Source organism: Janthinobacterium sp. SUN137 (assembly GCF_030587265.1).
In the GTDB taxonomy this organism is placed as follows: Bacteria; Pseudomonadota; Gammaproteobacteria; order Burkholderiales; family Burkholderiaceae_D; genus Janthinobacterium; species Janthinobacterium kumbetense.
On the sequence record NZ_JAPWHZ010000004.1, the window covers coordinates 470,103 to 485,050 of the forward strand.

The 14,948-nt window shown below is 63.5% G+C and carries 12 protein-coding genes and 1 riboswitch; of the genes, 5 read left to right on the forward strand and 7 right to left on the reverse strand.

All coding sequences use genetic code 11. The features are described 5' to 3' along the window. Nucleotides 1-19: 19 nt before the first annotated feature. Complete coding sequence (locus O3298_RS22535; protein ID WP_034753160.1) at nt 20-595, reverse strand: TMEM165/GDT1 family protein; 576 nt, start codon at nt 593-595, stop codon at nt 20-22. Between the two features lie 9 nt (nt 596-604). Then, nucleotides 605-786, reverse strand: a riboswitch (yybP-ykoY riboswitch). A 145-nt stretch (nt 787-931) separates the two neighbouring features. Between O3298_RS22535 and O3298_RS22540 the strand changes: the two genes are divergently transcribed. The 4 genes from O3298_RS22540 to O3298_RS22555 all read left to right on the forward strand — a co-directional run bounded on the left by O3298_RS22540 (nt 932) and on the right by O3298_RS22555 (nt 7,435). Continuing rightward, entirely contained in the window at nt 932-3,325 is a 2,394-nt protein-coding gene (locus O3298_RS22540; protein WP_305060584.1) for a M1 family aminopeptidase, read from the forward strand. 118 nt (nt 3,326-3,443) lie between these two features. Next, nucleotides 3,444-5,303, forward strand: a complete 1,860-nt coding sequence (locus tag O3298_RS22545; RefSeq protein WP_305060585.1) for a M1 family metallopeptidase — start codon at nt 3,444-3,446, stop codon at nt 5,301-5,303. A gap of 22 nt (nt 5,304-5,325) precedes the next feature. Then, nucleotides 5,326-6,963: a serine hydrolase gene (locus tag O3298_RS22550; protein WP_289912412.1), complete on the forward strand. Its 1,638-nt coding sequence runs from the start codon at nt 5,326-5,328 to the stop codon at nt 6,961-6,963. Between the two features lie 277 nt (nt 6,964-7,240). Further along, nucleotides 7,241-7,435 carry a hypothetical protein gene (locus O3298_RS22555; protein WP_289905813.1) on the forward strand — a complete coding sequence of 65 codons (195 nt, stop codon included), beginning with the start codon at nt 7,241-7,243 and terminating at the stop codon, nt 7,433-7,435. A gap of 56 nt (nt 7,436-7,491) precedes the next feature. Here O3298_RS22555 and O3298_RS22560 read toward each other — a convergent pair whose 3' ends face one another. Further along, nucleotides 7,492-8,322 (reverse strand): class I SAM-dependent methyltransferase, encoded by an 831-nt coding sequence (locus O3298_RS22560; RefSeq protein ID WP_369811621.1) that lies wholly within the window; start codon nt 8,320-8,322, stop codon nt 7,492-7,494. Between the two features lie 85 nt (nt 8,323-8,407). After that, the gene (locus O3298_RS22565; RefSeq protein ID WP_289912411.1) at nt 8,408-9,067 is read right to left on the reverse strand and encodes a pyridoxamine 5'-phosphate oxidase family protein; all 660 of its coding nucleotides are present in this window, start codon (nt 9,065-9,067) and stop codon (nt 8,408-8,410) included. A 108-nt stretch (nt 9,068-9,175) separates the two neighbouring features. Here O3298_RS22565 and O3298_RS22570 point away from each other — a divergent pair, with 108 nt between their 5' ends. Beyond that, entirely contained in the window at nt 9,176-10,648 is a 1,473-nt protein-coding gene (locus tag O3298_RS22570) for a PLP-dependent aminotransferase family protein (protein ID WP_289912410.1), read from the forward strand. Nucleotides 10,649-10,658: 10 nt separating this feature from the next. Here the strand turns inward: O3298_RS22570 and O3298_RS22575 are convergent, their stop codons facing one another. The 4 genes from O3298_RS22575 to O3298_RS22590 form a co-directional block, all read right to left on the reverse strand. Next, the gene (locus tag O3298_RS22575) at nt 10,659-11,438 is read right to left on the reverse strand and encodes a spermidine synthase (protein WP_289899536.1); all 780 of its coding nucleotides are present in this window, start codon (nt 11,436-11,438) and stop codon (nt 10,659-10,661) included. A 59-nt stretch (nt 11,439-11,497) separates the two neighbouring features. Continuing rightward, nucleotides 11,498-12,022 carry an FxDxF family PEP-CTERM protein gene (locus tag O3298_RS22580; protein ID WP_099665750.1) on the reverse strand — a complete coding sequence of 175 codons (525 nt, stop codon included), beginning with the start codon at nt 12,020-12,022 and terminating at the stop codon, nt 11,498-11,500. A 238-nt stretch (nt 12,023-12,260) separates the two neighbouring features. Next, the gene (locus O3298_RS22585; protein WP_369811622.1) at nt 12,261-13,592 is read right to left on the reverse strand and encodes a PAS domain-containing sensor histidine kinase; all 1,332 of its coding nucleotides are present in this window, start codon (nt 13,590-13,592) and stop codon (nt 12,261-12,263) included. Next, entirely contained in the window at nt 13,592-14,944 is a 1,353-nt protein-coding gene (locus tag O3298_RS22590; protein ID WP_289912409.1) for a sigma-54 dependent transcriptional regulator, read from the reverse strand. The genes O3298_RS22585 and O3298_RS22590 overlap by 1 nt, the downstream gene beginning before the upstream one ends. Nucleotides 14,945-14,948: the final 4 nt, after the last annotated feature.

Below are 14,948 nucleotides of genomic sequence, written 5' to 3' on the forward strand. Positions count from 1 at the left end.
GAAATTATTTAAGATTGAGTCAAAACCCCAGGGCCGCGCCCGCGCCCAGCAGGGTGGCCACGCCCAGCACGGCAAAGACCAGCGCCGCGATGCCATGCACGAGGCGCAGCGGGACGCGGTTGGCGATCCTGTCGCCGAGGTACACGGCCGGCACGTTGGCCAGCATCATGCCGAAGGTGGTGCCCAGCACGACGGAAACAATGTCGTGATAGCGCGCTGCCAGCGCCACCGTGGCGACCTGCGTCTTGTCTCCCATTTCCGCCATGAAGAAGGCGATCAGGGTGGTCAGGAATACGCCGTACTTGGCCAATTTGGTTTCGTCTTCATCGAGCTTGTCGGGGATCAGGGTCCAGGCAGCCATCGCCAGGAAGGAGACGCCCAGTACCCAGCGCAGCACGTCGGGCCCCAGCATGCTGGTGATCCAGGCGCCGACGGCGGCGGCGAACGCGTGGTTGGCGATGGTGGCGACGAAAATCGCCAGCACGATGGGCAAGGGCTTGCGGAATTTGGCGGCCAGCAAAAAGGCCAGGAGTTGGGTTTTGTCGCCGATTTCAGCGAGACCGACGATGCCGGTGGAGATGAGGAATGCTTCCATGAGATTGCAAGAGGTACGCGGGCCGGACGAATTAACCAATGATCCACGGGCGACTCCGGCCCATGCGGCCGCCCTGGATCAATGGTCTCGTCAAGTTTTGCAACCACCTGCACCATGGCCTGCGGGCCAATTATGTTGATACAGGTTCCCGCGGCAGGACCGCAGGACGACTACTCCCCAATGTTCGAGGCGCATCATACGCCAATGCCTGCGCCGGCGCCAGTGCCGCCGGGGGATGTTGCGGCCTGGTGTGTGGGACTTCGACAACAATGATCGATTTGCAAACAGACTCGACTTAGAATGCAGTCTGTCCACGACTCCCAGATGGAATGCGCCATGCCGGTCCTTGTCCGCTTGCTTGCCTTGTGTTTGACCTTGTTTGCTCCCTTGTCCGGCCTGTGCGCCGCCGCGCCTTTCGACGACAAGTTCCGCCAGCTCGAAGAATTGCTGCCCACGCCGAATAGCTACCGCACGGCGTCCGGCGCGCCGGGCCACGCCTACTGGCAGCAGCGCGCCGATTACGTAATCCGCGCTACCCTGGACGAAGCGCGCCGCGAAATCACGGCCAGCGAGCAGATCACCTATCACAACCGCTCGCCCGACAGCCTTGCGTATCTGTGGCTGCAGCTGGACCAGAATGGCTTGCGCAAGGATGCCGACCAGCGCCGCGTCCTGAGCGCGCCGTCGCGCCAGGCCTGGCTCAGCAGCAGCGAAGAGGAGGCGCTGAAATTCGAGGACTTGCGCGCCATCCATGCGGGCCGCGAATTTGACGGCGGCTTCAAGCTCACCGCCGTGAAAGCGGCCAGCGGCAAGCCGCTGCCGTATGTGGTCAACCAGACCATGCTGCGCATCGATTTGCCGGTGGCGCTAGCGCCCGGCCAGAGCATCACGTTCAACATCGACTGGTCGTATCAGATCAATGACCAGAAGGTGCTGGTCGAGCGCTCCGGCTATGAATATTTTGAAGACGACAAGAACGCGATCTTCCAGGTCGCGCAGTGGTTTCCGCGCATGGCCGCGTATTACGACGCCGTCGGCTGGCAGCACAAGCAGTTCCTCGGCTCGGGCGAATTCACGCTGGAATTTGGCGACTACGAGCTGTACCTGACGGTGCCGGGCGACCATGTGGTGGCCGCCACGGGCGAATTGCAGAATCCTGCCGCCGTCCTGAGCACGGTGCAGCGCGAGCGCCTGGCGCGGGCGAAGAACAGCGATACGCCGCTGCTGGTGATCACGCCCGCCGAAGCGCTGGCGGCGGAAAAGGGGAAAGCCACGGGCATGAAAACCTGGCACTTCAAGGCGACCAATGTGCGCGACGTGGCGTGGGCTTCGAGCCGCAAGTTCATCTGGGATGCGCAGGGTTTGAATAGCGGCGGCAAGCGCGTGATGGCCATGTCCTACTATCCGAACGAGGGCAATCCGCTGTGGCAGCAGTACAGCACGCGCGCCGTCGTGCACGCGATCGAGCAGTACAACAAGTACAGTTTCGACTATCCGTATCCGAACGCGATGTCCGTCAATGGCGCCGTGGGCGGCATGGAGTATCCGATGATTTCGTTCAATGGTGGGCGCCCCGTGAAGGACAAGAAGACGGGGGAACGCACGTATTCGAAGACGACCAAGTATGACTTGATCGGCGTGATCATCCACGAAGTGGGCCATAATTATTTTCCCATGATCGTCAACTCGGACGAGCGCCAGTGGACGTGGATGGACGAGGGTTTGAATTCCTTCCTGCAGTACCTGGCCGAGCAGGCGTGGGAAGAGCATTTTCCGTCCTGGAATGGCGAGCCGCGCAAGATCGTCGACTACATGCGCAGCCAGAACCAGGTACCCATCATGACCAACTCCGAGTCCTTGCTGCAGTTCACGGCGAACGCCTACGACAAGCCGGCCACCGCCCTCAACATCCTGCGCGAAACCATTTTAGGGCGCGAATTGTTCGACTTCGCCTTCAAGCAGTACGCCTTGCGCTGGAAGTTCAAGCGCCCCACACCCGCCGACTTTTTCCGCACCATGGAAGACGCGTCCGGCACGGATCTGGACTGGTTCTGGCGCGGCTGGTTCTATACCACCGACGCGGTCGACATCAGCATCGACGGCATCAGCGAATATGGCGTGAGCACGAAGAATCCGGAAGTCGAGAAAGCGTGGAAGAAGGCGCAGAAGGCCGCGCAGCCCATATCGATCTCGGACCAGCGCAACAAGGCGCTGCCGAAGAAGGTCGACCTCGATCCTGCGCTGAAGGATTTCTATAACCGGCACGATGAATTCACGGTCACCAACAAGGACCGCAACAGCTATGCGGAGGAGCAGGAAGCGCTGGAGCCATGGGAGAGAAAGCTGCTGGAACAGCACAACATGGGAAAGCATCTGTACCTGGTCGATTTTTCGAATCTCGGCGGCCTGGTGATGCCGCTGATCCTGGAAATCGAACTGAAAAGCGGCAAGAAGATCATCGAGCGGGTGCCGGCCGAAGTGTGGCGCTACTCGCCGCACAAGATTAGCAAGGTCATCATCACGGACGAGCCGATGGTGGGGCTGGTGCAGGATCCGTACTGGGAGACGGCCGACATCGACATCAGCAATAACGCCTGGCCGAGAAAAATCACGCCATCGCGCCTGGAGCTGTTCAAGCAGGACCGCGATAAGAACAACTTGATGAAGGATTTTAATGTGCCGCTGAAGGCACCCGAGGCCAAGGCCGAAGCCAGGCCGGAGGCAAAATAGGGAAACAGCGCCGGCCAGTCCGGCGCTTTTTCTGCCAGGTCTGCGCCGGAAGTGCTATTCTGCGCGACGCCCCGGCGCACACGGACCGGGGCTTTCGCAAATCATTCAAAAGACGACCATGCAAACTTTGACCTTCCTGCGCGCGCTGGGCTGTGCGCTACTTTGCCAGGTGACCCTGGCCGCGCACGCCGACCCCCTCAGCTATGCGCGCTACGACCAGGTGCGCACGCGCGACCTGCAGCTGGACCTGAAAGCGGATTTCAAGCAAAAGACGCTCTCTGGCTATGCCGAGTTGTCCTTGAGCTGGATCGACCCGGCGGCGCGCACCCTGGTGCTCGATACGCGCGACCTGTCGATCGCGAAGGTGCAGGTACAGGACAAGCGTGGCGCATGGCAGATGGCGCCGTACCAGCTGGACAAGGCCGACCCGGAAAAGGGCCAGGCGCTGCGCATCACCACCACGGGCCAGCCGGGCAAAGTGCGCGTCTACTATCACACGGCCCCCAATGCCATCGCGCTGCAGTGGCTCACGCCGCAGCAGACCATGTCGGGCAAGCTGCCTTTCATGTTCAGCCAGTCGCAAAGCATCAACGCCCGCTCGTGGGTGCCGTCGCAGGATACGCCGGCCGTGCGCTTTACGTACAGCGCGCGCATCGATGCGCCAGCGGGCATGCGCGTCGTGATGAGCGCCGAGAATGACGAAAAGGCGACGGGCAAGGGCGGCTGGAAATTCAGGATGCCGCAGCCGATTCCTTCGTACCTGCTGGCCATCGCCATCGGCGAACTGGAAGTGCGCAAGCTCGGTCCCCGCTCCGCCGTATATGCCGAACCGCCGCGCATCAAGGCCGCCGAGTACGAGCTGGCCGACACGGAAAAGATGATCCAGGCAGCCGAAGCACTGTACGGTCCGTATGGATGGGGCCGCTACGACATGATCGTGCTGCCGCCATCGTTCCCCTACGGCGGCATGGAAAACCCGCGCCTGACCTTTCTCACGCCGACCATGATCGCGGGCGACCGCAGTTTGGTCGACCTGATCGCGCATGAACTGGCCCACTCGTGGTCGGGCAACCTGGTCACCAACGCGTCGTGGAAGCACATGTGGCTCAACGAAGGCTTTACCACCTACGTCACGACGCGCATCGTCGAGCAGCTGTATGGCAGCGAAGTGGCGCAGATGGGAGTGCAGGTCGACCAGGAAGAACTGGCCGCCTCGATCAAGGAATTGCCGGCAGCGAAGACGGCATTGATCACGCGCGATGCGGACGCCAATCCGGCGGAAACGTACACGGACGACGGCATCATCTACCCGAAAGGCGCCTGGTTCCTGGCCACCATGGAGCGCCGTGCCGGCCGCGCCGTATTCGACCCCTTCCTGCGCGGCTGGTTCGACCAGCATGCGTTCCAGAGCGTGACGACGGAGCAGTTCATCGCCTACCTGCGCAAGAACCTGCTGGCGCAGCATCCGGACGTGATGCCGGAAGCGGAACTCGATGAATGGCTGTATGGCACCGGCGTGCCGGCCAGCGCGCAGCGCGTCGTCTCGCCGCGCCTGGCGCTGCTCGACCAGCACCGCGACGCCTGGCTCAAGGGCGAGCTGGCGACGAAGGACCTGGGCATGGACAAGTGGATCGCCATCGAATCGATGCACTTCCTGAACGATATCAACAACAAGGCCAGCGCGGCGCAATTGCGTGAGCTGGACCAGGCCTACGGTGTGGGCAAGAGCGGCAACAACGAAGTGGCGTACCGCTTTTATCTGGCCTCCGTGAACGCCGGCTACGATGTGCGCCAGCCATTGCAGGCATTCCTGATGAGCGTGGGCCGCCAGAAGTTCGTCGTGCCCCTGTACAGCGCCTTGATGAAGACGCCGCAAGGCCATGTCTGGGCCAAGGACGTATATGCGCAGGCGCGCGAACGCTACCACCCGGTGACGCAGGAAAGCGTCGATAAATTGATGGCCGCGCAAGCGCATTGAACCTTATTGGGAAATCCTGACCATGCATACCATGAACCGTCTCGCCGCCGCCATCGTGCTGGCGTTTTCCAGCATCACCGTGCCGGCGCTGGCTCTTGACGCCGCACCCGTCGCTTCCGCCGCATCCGCGCCGGCGCCCGCCTTCGACCTTGACCGCGACGTCGCCACCGCCTTGAAAGTGTTCGACGTGCCCGGCATGGCGATCGCCATCGTCAAGGACGGCAAGGTCGTCACCGCCAGGGGCTTTGGCGTGCGTAAACTCGGCGAGCCGGCCGCTGTCGATGCGCAGACCCTGTTCGAGGTAGCATCGAACTCGAAGGGTTTCACGGCCGCCGCGCTGGCCATGCTGGTCGACGATGGCAAGCTGGCCTGGGACGATCCCGTCACCAAGCACCTGCCCGGCTTCCAGATGCACGATTCCTACGTGACGGGCGCCATGACCGTGCGCGACCTGCTGACGCACCGCAGCGGCCTGGGTCTGGGCGCGGGCGACTTGCTGTGGTGGCCGACCACCACCTTCAGCACCGACGAGATCATCGAGAAGCTGCGCTACATCCGCCCGGCCACGAGTTTTCGCAACAGCTATGCCTACGATAACCTGCTGTATATCGTGGCCGGCAAGATCATCGCCGACAAGGCGGGCATGAGCTGGGGCGAGGCCATGCATGAGCGCATCCTGGCGCCGCTGGGCATGACGGGCACCACCACCAGCCTGCTTGAAAACGCGGGCAAGTCTGACGTCGCCAGTGCGCACAGCAAGATCGACGGCAAGATCGCTGCCGTCAAGTCGATGCCTGTGCCGAACGCCGTGGGCGCCGTCGGCATCAACACGAATGCGGAAGATATCGCCAAGTGGATGATGGTGCTGCTCGACGGCGGCAAGATCGCCGGCGTGAAGGACAAGGACGGCAAGGAGGCGCGTTTGTTCAGCGAAAAGCAGGGCCGCGAAATGTGGACGGCGCAAACGCCGATCAAGATTTCCGAGCCGAAGCCGGCGCTGGCCGCGACCAAGCCGAACTTCAGCGCATATGGCCTGGGCTTCCAGCTGCGCGACTATAAGGGCATGAAAGTGGCCATGCACGGCGGTGCGCTGCAGGGATTTTATTCGCGCGTGGTGATGGTGCCGGAAGCAAAGCTGGGCGTGGCCATTCTGACCAATGCGGAAAATGGCGGTTCCATGACGGCGCTGCAATGGCGCATCCTCGACCATTATCTGCAGGCGGCGCCGTCGGATTGGCTGGCGCTGGTGGCCAAGGTGGAGCAGGACCAGCATGCCGAGGAAGTCAAGAAGCAGGGCAAGGCGTCGAGCGCGCGCGCGGCGAAATCGCAGCCATCGCTGCCGCTGGCGGCATACGACGGCGAGTACGAGGACGCCTGGTATGGCAAGGTCGTGATCAAGCCGGAAGGAAAAAAACACATCCTCAGCTTCACGCGCACGCCGGACCTGACGGGCGAGCTGGAACACTGGCAGCACGACACTTTCATCGTGCGCTGGAAAGAGCGCAACTTCAACGCCGATGCCTACGTGACGTTCTCGCTCAATCCCGATGGCAGCATCGACCGCGTGAAGATGGCGCCCGTGTCGGACGAGACGGATTTCAGCTATGACTTCCAGGACTTGAGCCTGGTGCCGGTGAAACCGAAGGAAGCGAAGAAATAAGGTGTCGATACAAAAACCGCAGCCTGTGCTGCGGTTTTTTTTTCGCCTGTTCCCATGCAAATGCGCGGCAGGAAAGCGGCGAGCCGGTTTTTATTCCCTGAAATGGAATGAAAAAGAAACGTTATCTTGTTTTCTTATTTGCGTATTTAATAACTCTTTAAGGTGCTACTATTTCTGGGCGCCATAGAATTCGTCTGTCGACAGGCGGTTTCCGGCGGCTGAAGCCTGTGTCTTCAGTGGTTTTTATAACGACTCAACTCTTGGGAATGGGATAAAAATGATCAATGTGAAAAAAGCCGTCTTTGTCTTTTGCGCCGCCGTCGGTTTTGCCGGCGCCATCAGTTCTTCCGCATATGCGCTGCCAACGCGCGAAACCTGCGAGGAAGCCTATACCTCGTGCGTGACGGACGGCGATGCCGGCGCCTGCACGCTGGTCAAGCGCCTGTGCGGCGTGTACGGCATCTACCTGTAAGGCGGCAGTCAACCCGGCTGGCAGGCGGCGCGCCGGATCGGCCCGCCGCCGTTTTTTTACGGCTTGACGAACTTCAGGGTCATGCGGTCGCTCTCGCCGATGGCCGTGTACTTGGCCCGATCCACATCCTTGTTGGCGTAGGTGGGCGGCAGTGCCCAGACGCCGCCCTCATGGTCCGCCGTATCCTTGGGATTGGCGTTGATTTCCGACTTGGCCGCCAGTTTGAAGCCTGCGCCTTCGGCCAGCTTGATCACATACGCTTCGTGCATGTAGCCGCTGCTGGCCGTGGCATCCTGCGCCTTGTTCGCCGGCAGGCGGTGTTCGACGACGCCGAACACGCCGCCCGGTTTCAGGCTGTCATACACTTCCTTGAACAGGGTTTTCATGCCCTCGTCGCCGATGGGTATCCAGTTGTGGATATTGCGGAAGGTGAGCACCATGTCGGCCGTGCCCTTGGGCGCGATGCGGTAGGTGGTGGGGGGCGCGAAGGCGCCGAGTTCCACCTTGCCGAAAGCGCTCGGGTTGGCGTCGAGTTTTTGCCGGAAGCGCACCGCGCCACGGCGTGCACCTTCGCTGCTTGACTGCGGGTCGTTGCCGGCGGCGATCAGCTTGCCGTGGTCGCGCAGGTAGGGCGCCAGGATTTCCGTGTACCAGCCGCCGCCGGGCGCCAGCTCCACCACCGTCATGGTCGGCTTGATGCCGAAAAACGTCAGCGTTTCATACGGGTGGCGGGCGCTGTCGCGCAGCGCGTTGGCCGGCGTGCGCGCACTGCCGGTGATGGCCGCCTTCAGGGCCGCGTCGCCCGCATCGGCGGCCAGCGCCGCGTCGCTGCCGCCGCAGGCCAGCATGACCGTCAGGGCCGCGGCCAGGGATACTCGCTTCATCATCATATGCTCCATGCGTGATTGGATCGGTTGGTCAATTGGTGGCGATCGCCATCAACGCCGATCATCGGGCAAGCACGCTGGCCGGTCAAGCGGATTCCGTACCCCAGGTTGCGGCATACGCGGGTATGTCGCAGGTGTTGAGCGCATCGGCGATGGCCGCGCCACGGCCGTGCGAAAAAGGTAGTTCGCCCGTCCAGACGGCATGCGCCATATCGCCCGCATCGTCGAGCGGACCGCCCGTGCGCTGCTTGACGGCGCATTCGTCGAGCGCGATGCGCAGCACGGTGGTGGCCGCGTATTCCTTGGCGCTGCCGCCGCGCACGTGCGCCAGACGTCCCGGTGCCAGCTTCTCCATCAGCGCATCCATGGCCACATGTTGCTGGCCGATGTCGCTTACTTTCTCAAACTGCCCATACACCATCGCCGAGCGGTAGTTCATGGTGTGATTGAAGGCGGAGCGCGCCAGCACCAGGCCGTCGAGATGGCTGACCGTCACGCACGCGTCGCCGTCGAGCAAGAGCTGCTTGAGCATGCGGCTACCGTTCGAGCCATGGATGTACAGGTGGCCGCCGATGCGCCAGCAGGCGGTCGGGATGCAATGGCTGCCCTTATCGTCGCGAAAAGCGATATGGCACAGATAGGCGGCATCGAGGATGGCGTAGAGGGAGGTCTGTTCATAGCAGGCCAGTTCGGCGACGCGGCGCACGCGGGTACGGGGGCTGGGGGGCAGGGCGGTAGCGGTCATGGTCGAAGTCCCGTTGGTTGAAGAAGCAGGCCGCACTATAATCGGCATCTGGCTCTGAAAAAAGATCCAGAACTGACAAATAATTTAGAGCCACAATGAAGGAGAAGCATGGACTTCGCTTTGCTGCTGAACGCGTTCGAGCGCACGCACCGCGGGCGGGGCTGGTCGCGCCAGCGCCTGTTGCATGAATGCCTGCGCGCGGCGATCCGCGGCGGCCAGCTGGCGCCCGGCACGCGGCTGGCCGCGACGCGCGTGCTGGCGGCCGAACTGGGACTGGCGCGCAATACCGTGCTGTACGCCTACGAGCAGCTGGCCAGCGAAGGATTTGTCTTGCCGGACCGGCGCGGCACCGTCGTCGCCGGCAGCGCCGGTGTGCCTGCGGCTGCGCCTGCGGCAGGGGGCAACGATGGCTTGTCGCGCCGCGCGCAGCATTTGCGCGGCGTGGCGGGACAGGATGTGAATGCCTCGGTAGTGTTTCCCGCCGACGCCATGGGCGCGTTTGCGCCTGGCGTGCCGGCGCTCGATGAGTTCCCGCTGGCGCAGTGGCGGCGCATGCTGGACCGCGCGTGGCGCGCGCTGACGCCGCGCCAGCTCAATTACGGCGACCCGGCCGGCGAGCCGTCGTTGCGCATGGCCATTGCCGAGCATTTGCGCGCCGCGCGCGGCGTCGTCTGCGATGCGGGTCAGGTGTTCATCACGGACGGCACGCAAAGCAGCCTCGATGTCTGCCTGCGCGCCTTTGCCGACCAGGGTGACACCTTGTGGATCGAGCATCCAGGCTATGGCGGCGCGCTGGCGGCGGGCCGTGGCGCGGGCTTGCAGGTGACCGGTATCGCGGTCGACATGGACGGCATCGCACCGACGGATGACGACTGGCGCGACACGCCGCCGCGCCTCATCTACACCACGCCGTCGCACCAGTATCCGACGGGCAGCGTGCTCAGTCCCGCGCGCCGCATGGCGCTGCTCGAACGCGCCCGCGTGGCCGGCGCCCTGATTATCGAAGACGATTACGACAGCGAGTTTCGCCATGGCGGCCCACCCCTGGCCGCGATGCAGGGACTGGTGGCCGACGCGCCCGTCGTGTACCTGGGGACCTTCAGCAAGACCATGTTTCCCGCCTTGCGCATCGCCTTTATCGTCGTGCCGGCCGCGCTGGCCGGGGCCTTCGCGCAGATGCAGGCGCAGGGTGCCGCACGGGGGAGGGTGGCGGAACAGCTGGCGCTGGCCGAGTTCCTGCGCAGCGGCCTGTTTGCGCGCCACGTGCGGCGCATGCGCCGGCTGTATCGCCAGCGCCGCGATGCCTTGAGCGAGGCGCTGCAGCGCCATGCGTGCGCGGGCGCATCCATCCATGGCGGCACGGCCGGCATGCACCTGGCGCTGCGTTTCCATGATCGCGCATGGGATGACCTGGCGCTGAGCCGCAGCGCCGCGCAGGACGGCATCGTGGCTCTGGCCCTGTCCGCGCATGGCACGGGAGATGCGGGGGGCTGGAACGGTTTCCTGCTCGGTTATGCCCAGGTGCCGGCCGAGCACATGGATGGCCTGGTGCGCCGCCTGGGTGGGCTGCTGCCGGCGTGATGCAGCTAATTTATTGCTGGTCCTGCATCCACTGCTTCAGGCCGTTGACCCAGTTCTTGGCGGGCAGGTTGAACTGCTTCTTGATGGTGGCGGCGCGTTCGTATAAATCGCTGAAGTCGAGCGATGGGGATTTTTTGAAGGCCAGCACGACGATGTTTTCATCTTCCATTTCCGGCACCCAGACGACGGCGTCGAAAACCAGCTCCATCGCCTGCAGATTCTTGTCGTAGTTGGGGAAGTCGCCGAAGACATTCGTGCACATGATGCCGTCGTCCGTCAGGCAGTCGAAGCAAGCCTGGTAGAACTCGGGCGTGTCGAGCACGGGGCCGCGCGCGTCTTCGTCGTACAGGTCCACTTGCAGCGCGTCGACGGTGCCGTGATTGGCCGGATCGAGCACGAAGTCGAGCGCATTCATTTCGCGCACGTCGAGGCGCGCGTCGTTCGGCGGCAGCGCGAACTGGGCGCCGCAGATGGCGATCACGTTCGGATTGAGTTCGATGGCCGTGACCGTGGCGTCGGGGAAGCGGCGGTAGCTGAATTTGGTCAGCGCGGCGCTGCCCAGGCCCAGCTGCACGATGCGTTTGGGCTGCGTCTTGAACAGCATCCACATCATCATCATCTGCACGTATTCGAGCTCGATGGCGTCGGGTTTGTCCAGGCGCATGGCGCCCTGCACCCACTTGGTCCCCAGGTGCAGGTAGCGGATGCCGCGGTGTTCGGTGGTGGTGGCAGGCGGGTGGCCCGGGTGGCTGAAAGCGGTATGGCTGGTGGAGGTGAAGTCGGTCGTCATGGCGCCAGTTTAGCAGCCGGCTGAAAAAAAGACGCCGCAGCGTCTTTTTGGTGGGGAGCTCAAGATTGCTTGCGGCGTCGTGCCAGGAAGCCCAGTACGCCCAGGCCGGCCAGCAGCATGCCATAGGTTTCTGGTTCAGGAACGGGGGCCAGGTTCAGGTTGAAGGTGCCGCCATAGCTGCCGCCATTGCTGTTGCCCATCACGGTGAGGACCATCGGGCCGTTGAACAGCAGGTTGGTTGGCGCTAGCACCTCGCCCTGGGCATAGCCGAAGACGGTGGGTCCGCCAAAGCCCGTCAGGGCGATGCCGTTCAGGTTGGCACTGCTGAAGTTGATGGACGAAGCATCGCTGCCCGTGACCGACAGGTTGGCCAGGAAGGCTTGCGCGGTCGAACCGAACGTGGCGTCGGGCGTGAAGGTGAAGGTGTCGGTAAAGGCGCCGAGCGGATCGGGCGTGGCGTTGAAGCCGCCCGTCCACAGGTTGCCGGTGGTGTTGATCAGGTCCACGTTGTACGCTGTCGCCTGCGCTACGCCGATGGAAGCCGCGCTCAAGAGTGCTACTGCGATGAGTGATTTCAGTTTCATTTTTATCCCCGCGAAAAAACGATTAATGTTTCAAAAAAACCGTACCGCTCAGATAAATTATCGCCAGGACATTTCATTGTCAATGAGCTATTTTTATATCATTATGCAAACTTAAATAGCTTATTTCTAATACACGGGCATGGCGCTCGTTATGTTGCAATATTAAAAACTCTAATTATCAATATAATACTGAAAAATAATTGCGCAGCATGTGATGGAAAAATCGTTGCGCCAGTAACTAATTTCTGTCCAGCAAGGGAAGAATTAGAGTTACCGCCAGGCCGCCGTCCTCGCGGTTGGCCAGCGTGATGCGCCCGCCATGGGCTTCGGCGATTTCGCGCGCCAGCGCCAGGCCAAGTCCCGTGCCGCTGCGCTTGGTGGAATAAAACGGCACCAGCGCGTTTTCCAGCACGGCGCCGCTCATGCCCGGGCCGCGGTCGCGCACTTCGATGCGCAACTGCCCTTGCGCCTGGCTGACGTGCAGGCCGATGTGCTCTTCCCGCGAGCCCGATTCCAGCGCATTCTTGAGCAGGTTCAGCAGTGCCTGCTGCATTTGCGCCGCATCGAACACGGCCGCCTGCGCGGGCGGCGGGCAGTCGAGCCTGAAGGGCGCTTGCGAGGCCAGGCCATCGAGGAAAGGCTGCCACTCGCACGGCGCCAGGCGCGGTGCGGGCAGCTTGGCAAAGCGCGCATAGCCGAGGATGAAGGTTTCCAGGTGGCGCGTGCGCTCTTCGATGGTGGCGAGGATTTGCGGCAGGCGTTCCGTCTGGCCGCGGCGTACCAGTTCGGCACCGGAATGGGCCAGCGAGGCCAGCGGCGCCAGCGAGTTGTTGAGTTCATGGCTGATGACGCGGATGACTTTTTTCCAGGTCTGCACTTCCTGGCGGCGCAGTTCCAGTGTCAGCTGGCGCAACAGCAGCAGTTCGTGCTTGCGCCCGTTCAGGCTGAAGCTGCGCCGCGCCAAGTGGTACACCTCTTCCTGTTCCCCCTCGCCGCTGGTAAACAGGCCGTCGTTGCGGCGCGCGAGCGCCTCGGCCAAGGCCGGTGCCGCCTGCTGCACGATGTCGGCCAGGTGATGCCCTTCGAGCCGGCGGCCATGGTGCAGCAGCTGGCGCGCGGCCAGGTTGGCGTAGACGATGGCGCTGCCCTCGGCCACCAGCAGCATGGCCACCGGCGTGTTTTGCACCATGGTGTCGAGCAGCAGTTCGCGCTGCACCAGGTCCAGGCGCTGCTTGCGCAGCACGTCGCCGAGCGCATTGTGGGCCGCCACCAGGTCGGCCAGTTCATCGTTCTGCGGCCAGCGCAAGCTGAAGCCGAAGTCGCCGTCCTGGTAGCTGGCGACCGTGCCGCTCAGGGCGCGAAACAGCGACAGCATCGCCTGCAGCTGGGCGCGGATGGTGATGACGGCGACCGGCAACACACACAGCAGGGTACCCGCCAGCACCAGCAGCGGCTGGTCGGGTAAAAAATGCGCGAGCAGCAGGGCGATGACGATGCCCAGCACCAGCAAGGTGACGATCAGCGCCGTCCAGCGCGTGAGCAGGGAGAGGCGCATGGGACGGTAGGCCATCAGCCGCGCGCGATGCCCAGGCGTTCCATGCGCCGGTACAGCGCCTGGCGCGACAGTCCCAGTTCCTGCGCCGCCTGCGCCACCACGCCGTGTGCACGTGCGAGCGCCGCGGTGACGCTGTCGCGATCCGGTTCCGTCGCGGCGGCATCTTGCGGCGCGCGCAGCGATGGCAGTCCCGCCAGGGGCAAGCCCGTTTCCTGCGCGCGGATCAGCGGACCGGCCGTCAGCAGGCTGGCGCGCTGCATGACGTTTTTCAGTTCGCGCACATTGCCTGGCCAGCCGTGCGCCAGCAGGGTGGCCTGCGCCTGGGCGTCTAGGGTTTTTTCACTGCCCAGGAAATGCTGCGCCAGCACCAGGATGTCAAGCGGGCGCTGGGCCAGCGGCGGCAGGCGCAGTTCGATCACGTTCAGGCGGTAGAACAGGTCTTCGCGGAACGTGCCGGCCTTGATCATCGCCGGCAGGTCGGCGTTGCTGGCGCTGATGACGCGCACTTTCACCTGCCGCTCGCGGTTCGAGCCGAGGCGCTCGAAGCGTCCCGTTTCCAGCACGCGCAGCAGCTTCATTTGCCCGGCCAGCGGCAGGTTGCCTATCTCGTCGAGGAACAGCGTGCCGCCGTCGGCTGCGTCGAACTTGCCATCGCGCGCGCGGGTGATGCCCGTGTACGCGCCGGCCTCGGCGCCGAACAGTTCCGCCTCGATCAGGTCCACCGGCACGGCGCCGCAATTGAGCACCACGAAAGGACCGCTGGCGACCTGGGAATTGGCTTGCACGATGGCGGCGATGCGTTCCTTGCCGCTGCCGTTCGGCCCCGAAATGAGCACGGGCACGTCGGCGCGCGCCACCTGGCACGCCAGGTGCACCACGCGTTCGGTGGCCGGGTCTTGCCACACCATGCCGCGCAAGTCGAAGTCGTGTTCCAGCGCGTGGCGCTGGCGCTGCTCGGCCACCACGCGCTGGCGCAGCGCGCGGTTGGCTTGTCCCAGCTCCAGCAGGTTCTGCACGCTGGCGATCAGGCGCCGGTCGTCCCATGGCTTGGCCAGGTAGTCGGCCGCGCCGGACTTGATCAGGTCGACGGCCGCGTCGAGCTGCGTCCAGGCTGTTAGCAGGACCACGGGCAGGTCCGGGTAGCGCGCGCGGATGGCGTGGAACAGCGCGCTGCCTTCCTCGCCCGAGGTGGTGTCGGCCGTGAAGTTCATGTCCTGCACCACCAGGTCGATGGCGTGGCGTTCGAGCAGCTGCAGGCCTTCCTCGGGCGAGGCGGCGCGCACGGCGTCGATCTCGTGCAGGGAGAACAGCACGTCGAGCGCGATGGCCACGGCGGCATTGTCGTCAATAATCAGTACGGTAGGCATGCGC

What these genes read in the sequence shown, in the direction of transcription:
- O3298_RS22535 (WP_034753160.1), bottom strand. Translation starts at nt 595, where the DNA reads ATGGAAGCATTCCTCATCTCCACCGGCATCGTCGGTCTCGCTGAAATC.
- O3298_RS22540 (WP_305060584.1), top strand. Translation starts at nt 932, where the DNA reads ATGCCGGTCCTTGTCCGCTTGCTTGCCTTGTGTTTGACCTTGTTTGCT.
- O3298_RS22545 (WP_305060585.1), top strand. Translation starts at nt 3,444, where the DNA reads ATGCAAACTTTGACCTTCCTGCGCGCGCTGGGCTGTGCGCTACTTTGC.
- O3298_RS22550 (WP_289912412.1), top strand. Translation starts at nt 5,326, where the DNA reads ATGCATACCATGAACCGTCTCGCCGCCGCCATCGTGCTGGCGTTTTCC.
- O3298_RS22555 (WP_289905813.1), top strand. Translation starts at nt 7,241, where the DNA reads ATGATCAATGTGAAAAAAGCCGTCTTTGTCTTTTGCGCCGCCGTCGGT.
- O3298_RS22560 (WP_369811621.1), bottom strand. Translation starts at nt 8,322, where the DNA reads ATGATGAAGCGAGTATCCCTGGCCGCGGCCCTGACGGTCATGCTGGCC.
- O3298_RS22565 (WP_289912411.1), bottom strand. Translation starts at nt 9,067, where the DNA reads ATGACCGCTACCGCCCTGCCCCCCAGCCCCCGTACCCGCGTGCGCCGC.
- O3298_RS22570 (WP_289912410.1), top strand. Translation starts at nt 9,176, where the DNA reads ATGGACTTCGCTTTGCTGCTGAACGCGTTCGAGCGCACGCACCGCGGG.
- O3298_RS22575 (WP_289899536.1), bottom strand. Translation starts at nt 11,438, where the DNA reads ATGACGACCGACTTCACCTCCACCAGCCATACCGCTTTCAGCCACCCG.
- O3298_RS22580 (WP_099665750.1), bottom strand. Translation starts at nt 12,022, where the DNA reads ATGAAACTGAAATCACTCATCGCAGTAGCACTCTTGAGCGCGGCTTCC.
- O3298_RS22585 (WP_369811622.1), bottom strand. Translation starts at nt 13,592, where the DNA reads ATGGCCTACCGTCCCATGCGCCTCTCCCTGCTCACGCGCTGGACGGCG.
- O3298_RS22590 (WP_289912409.1), bottom strand. Translation starts at nt 14,944, where the DNA reads ATGCCTACCGTACTGATTATTGACGACAATGCCGCCGTGGCCATCGCG.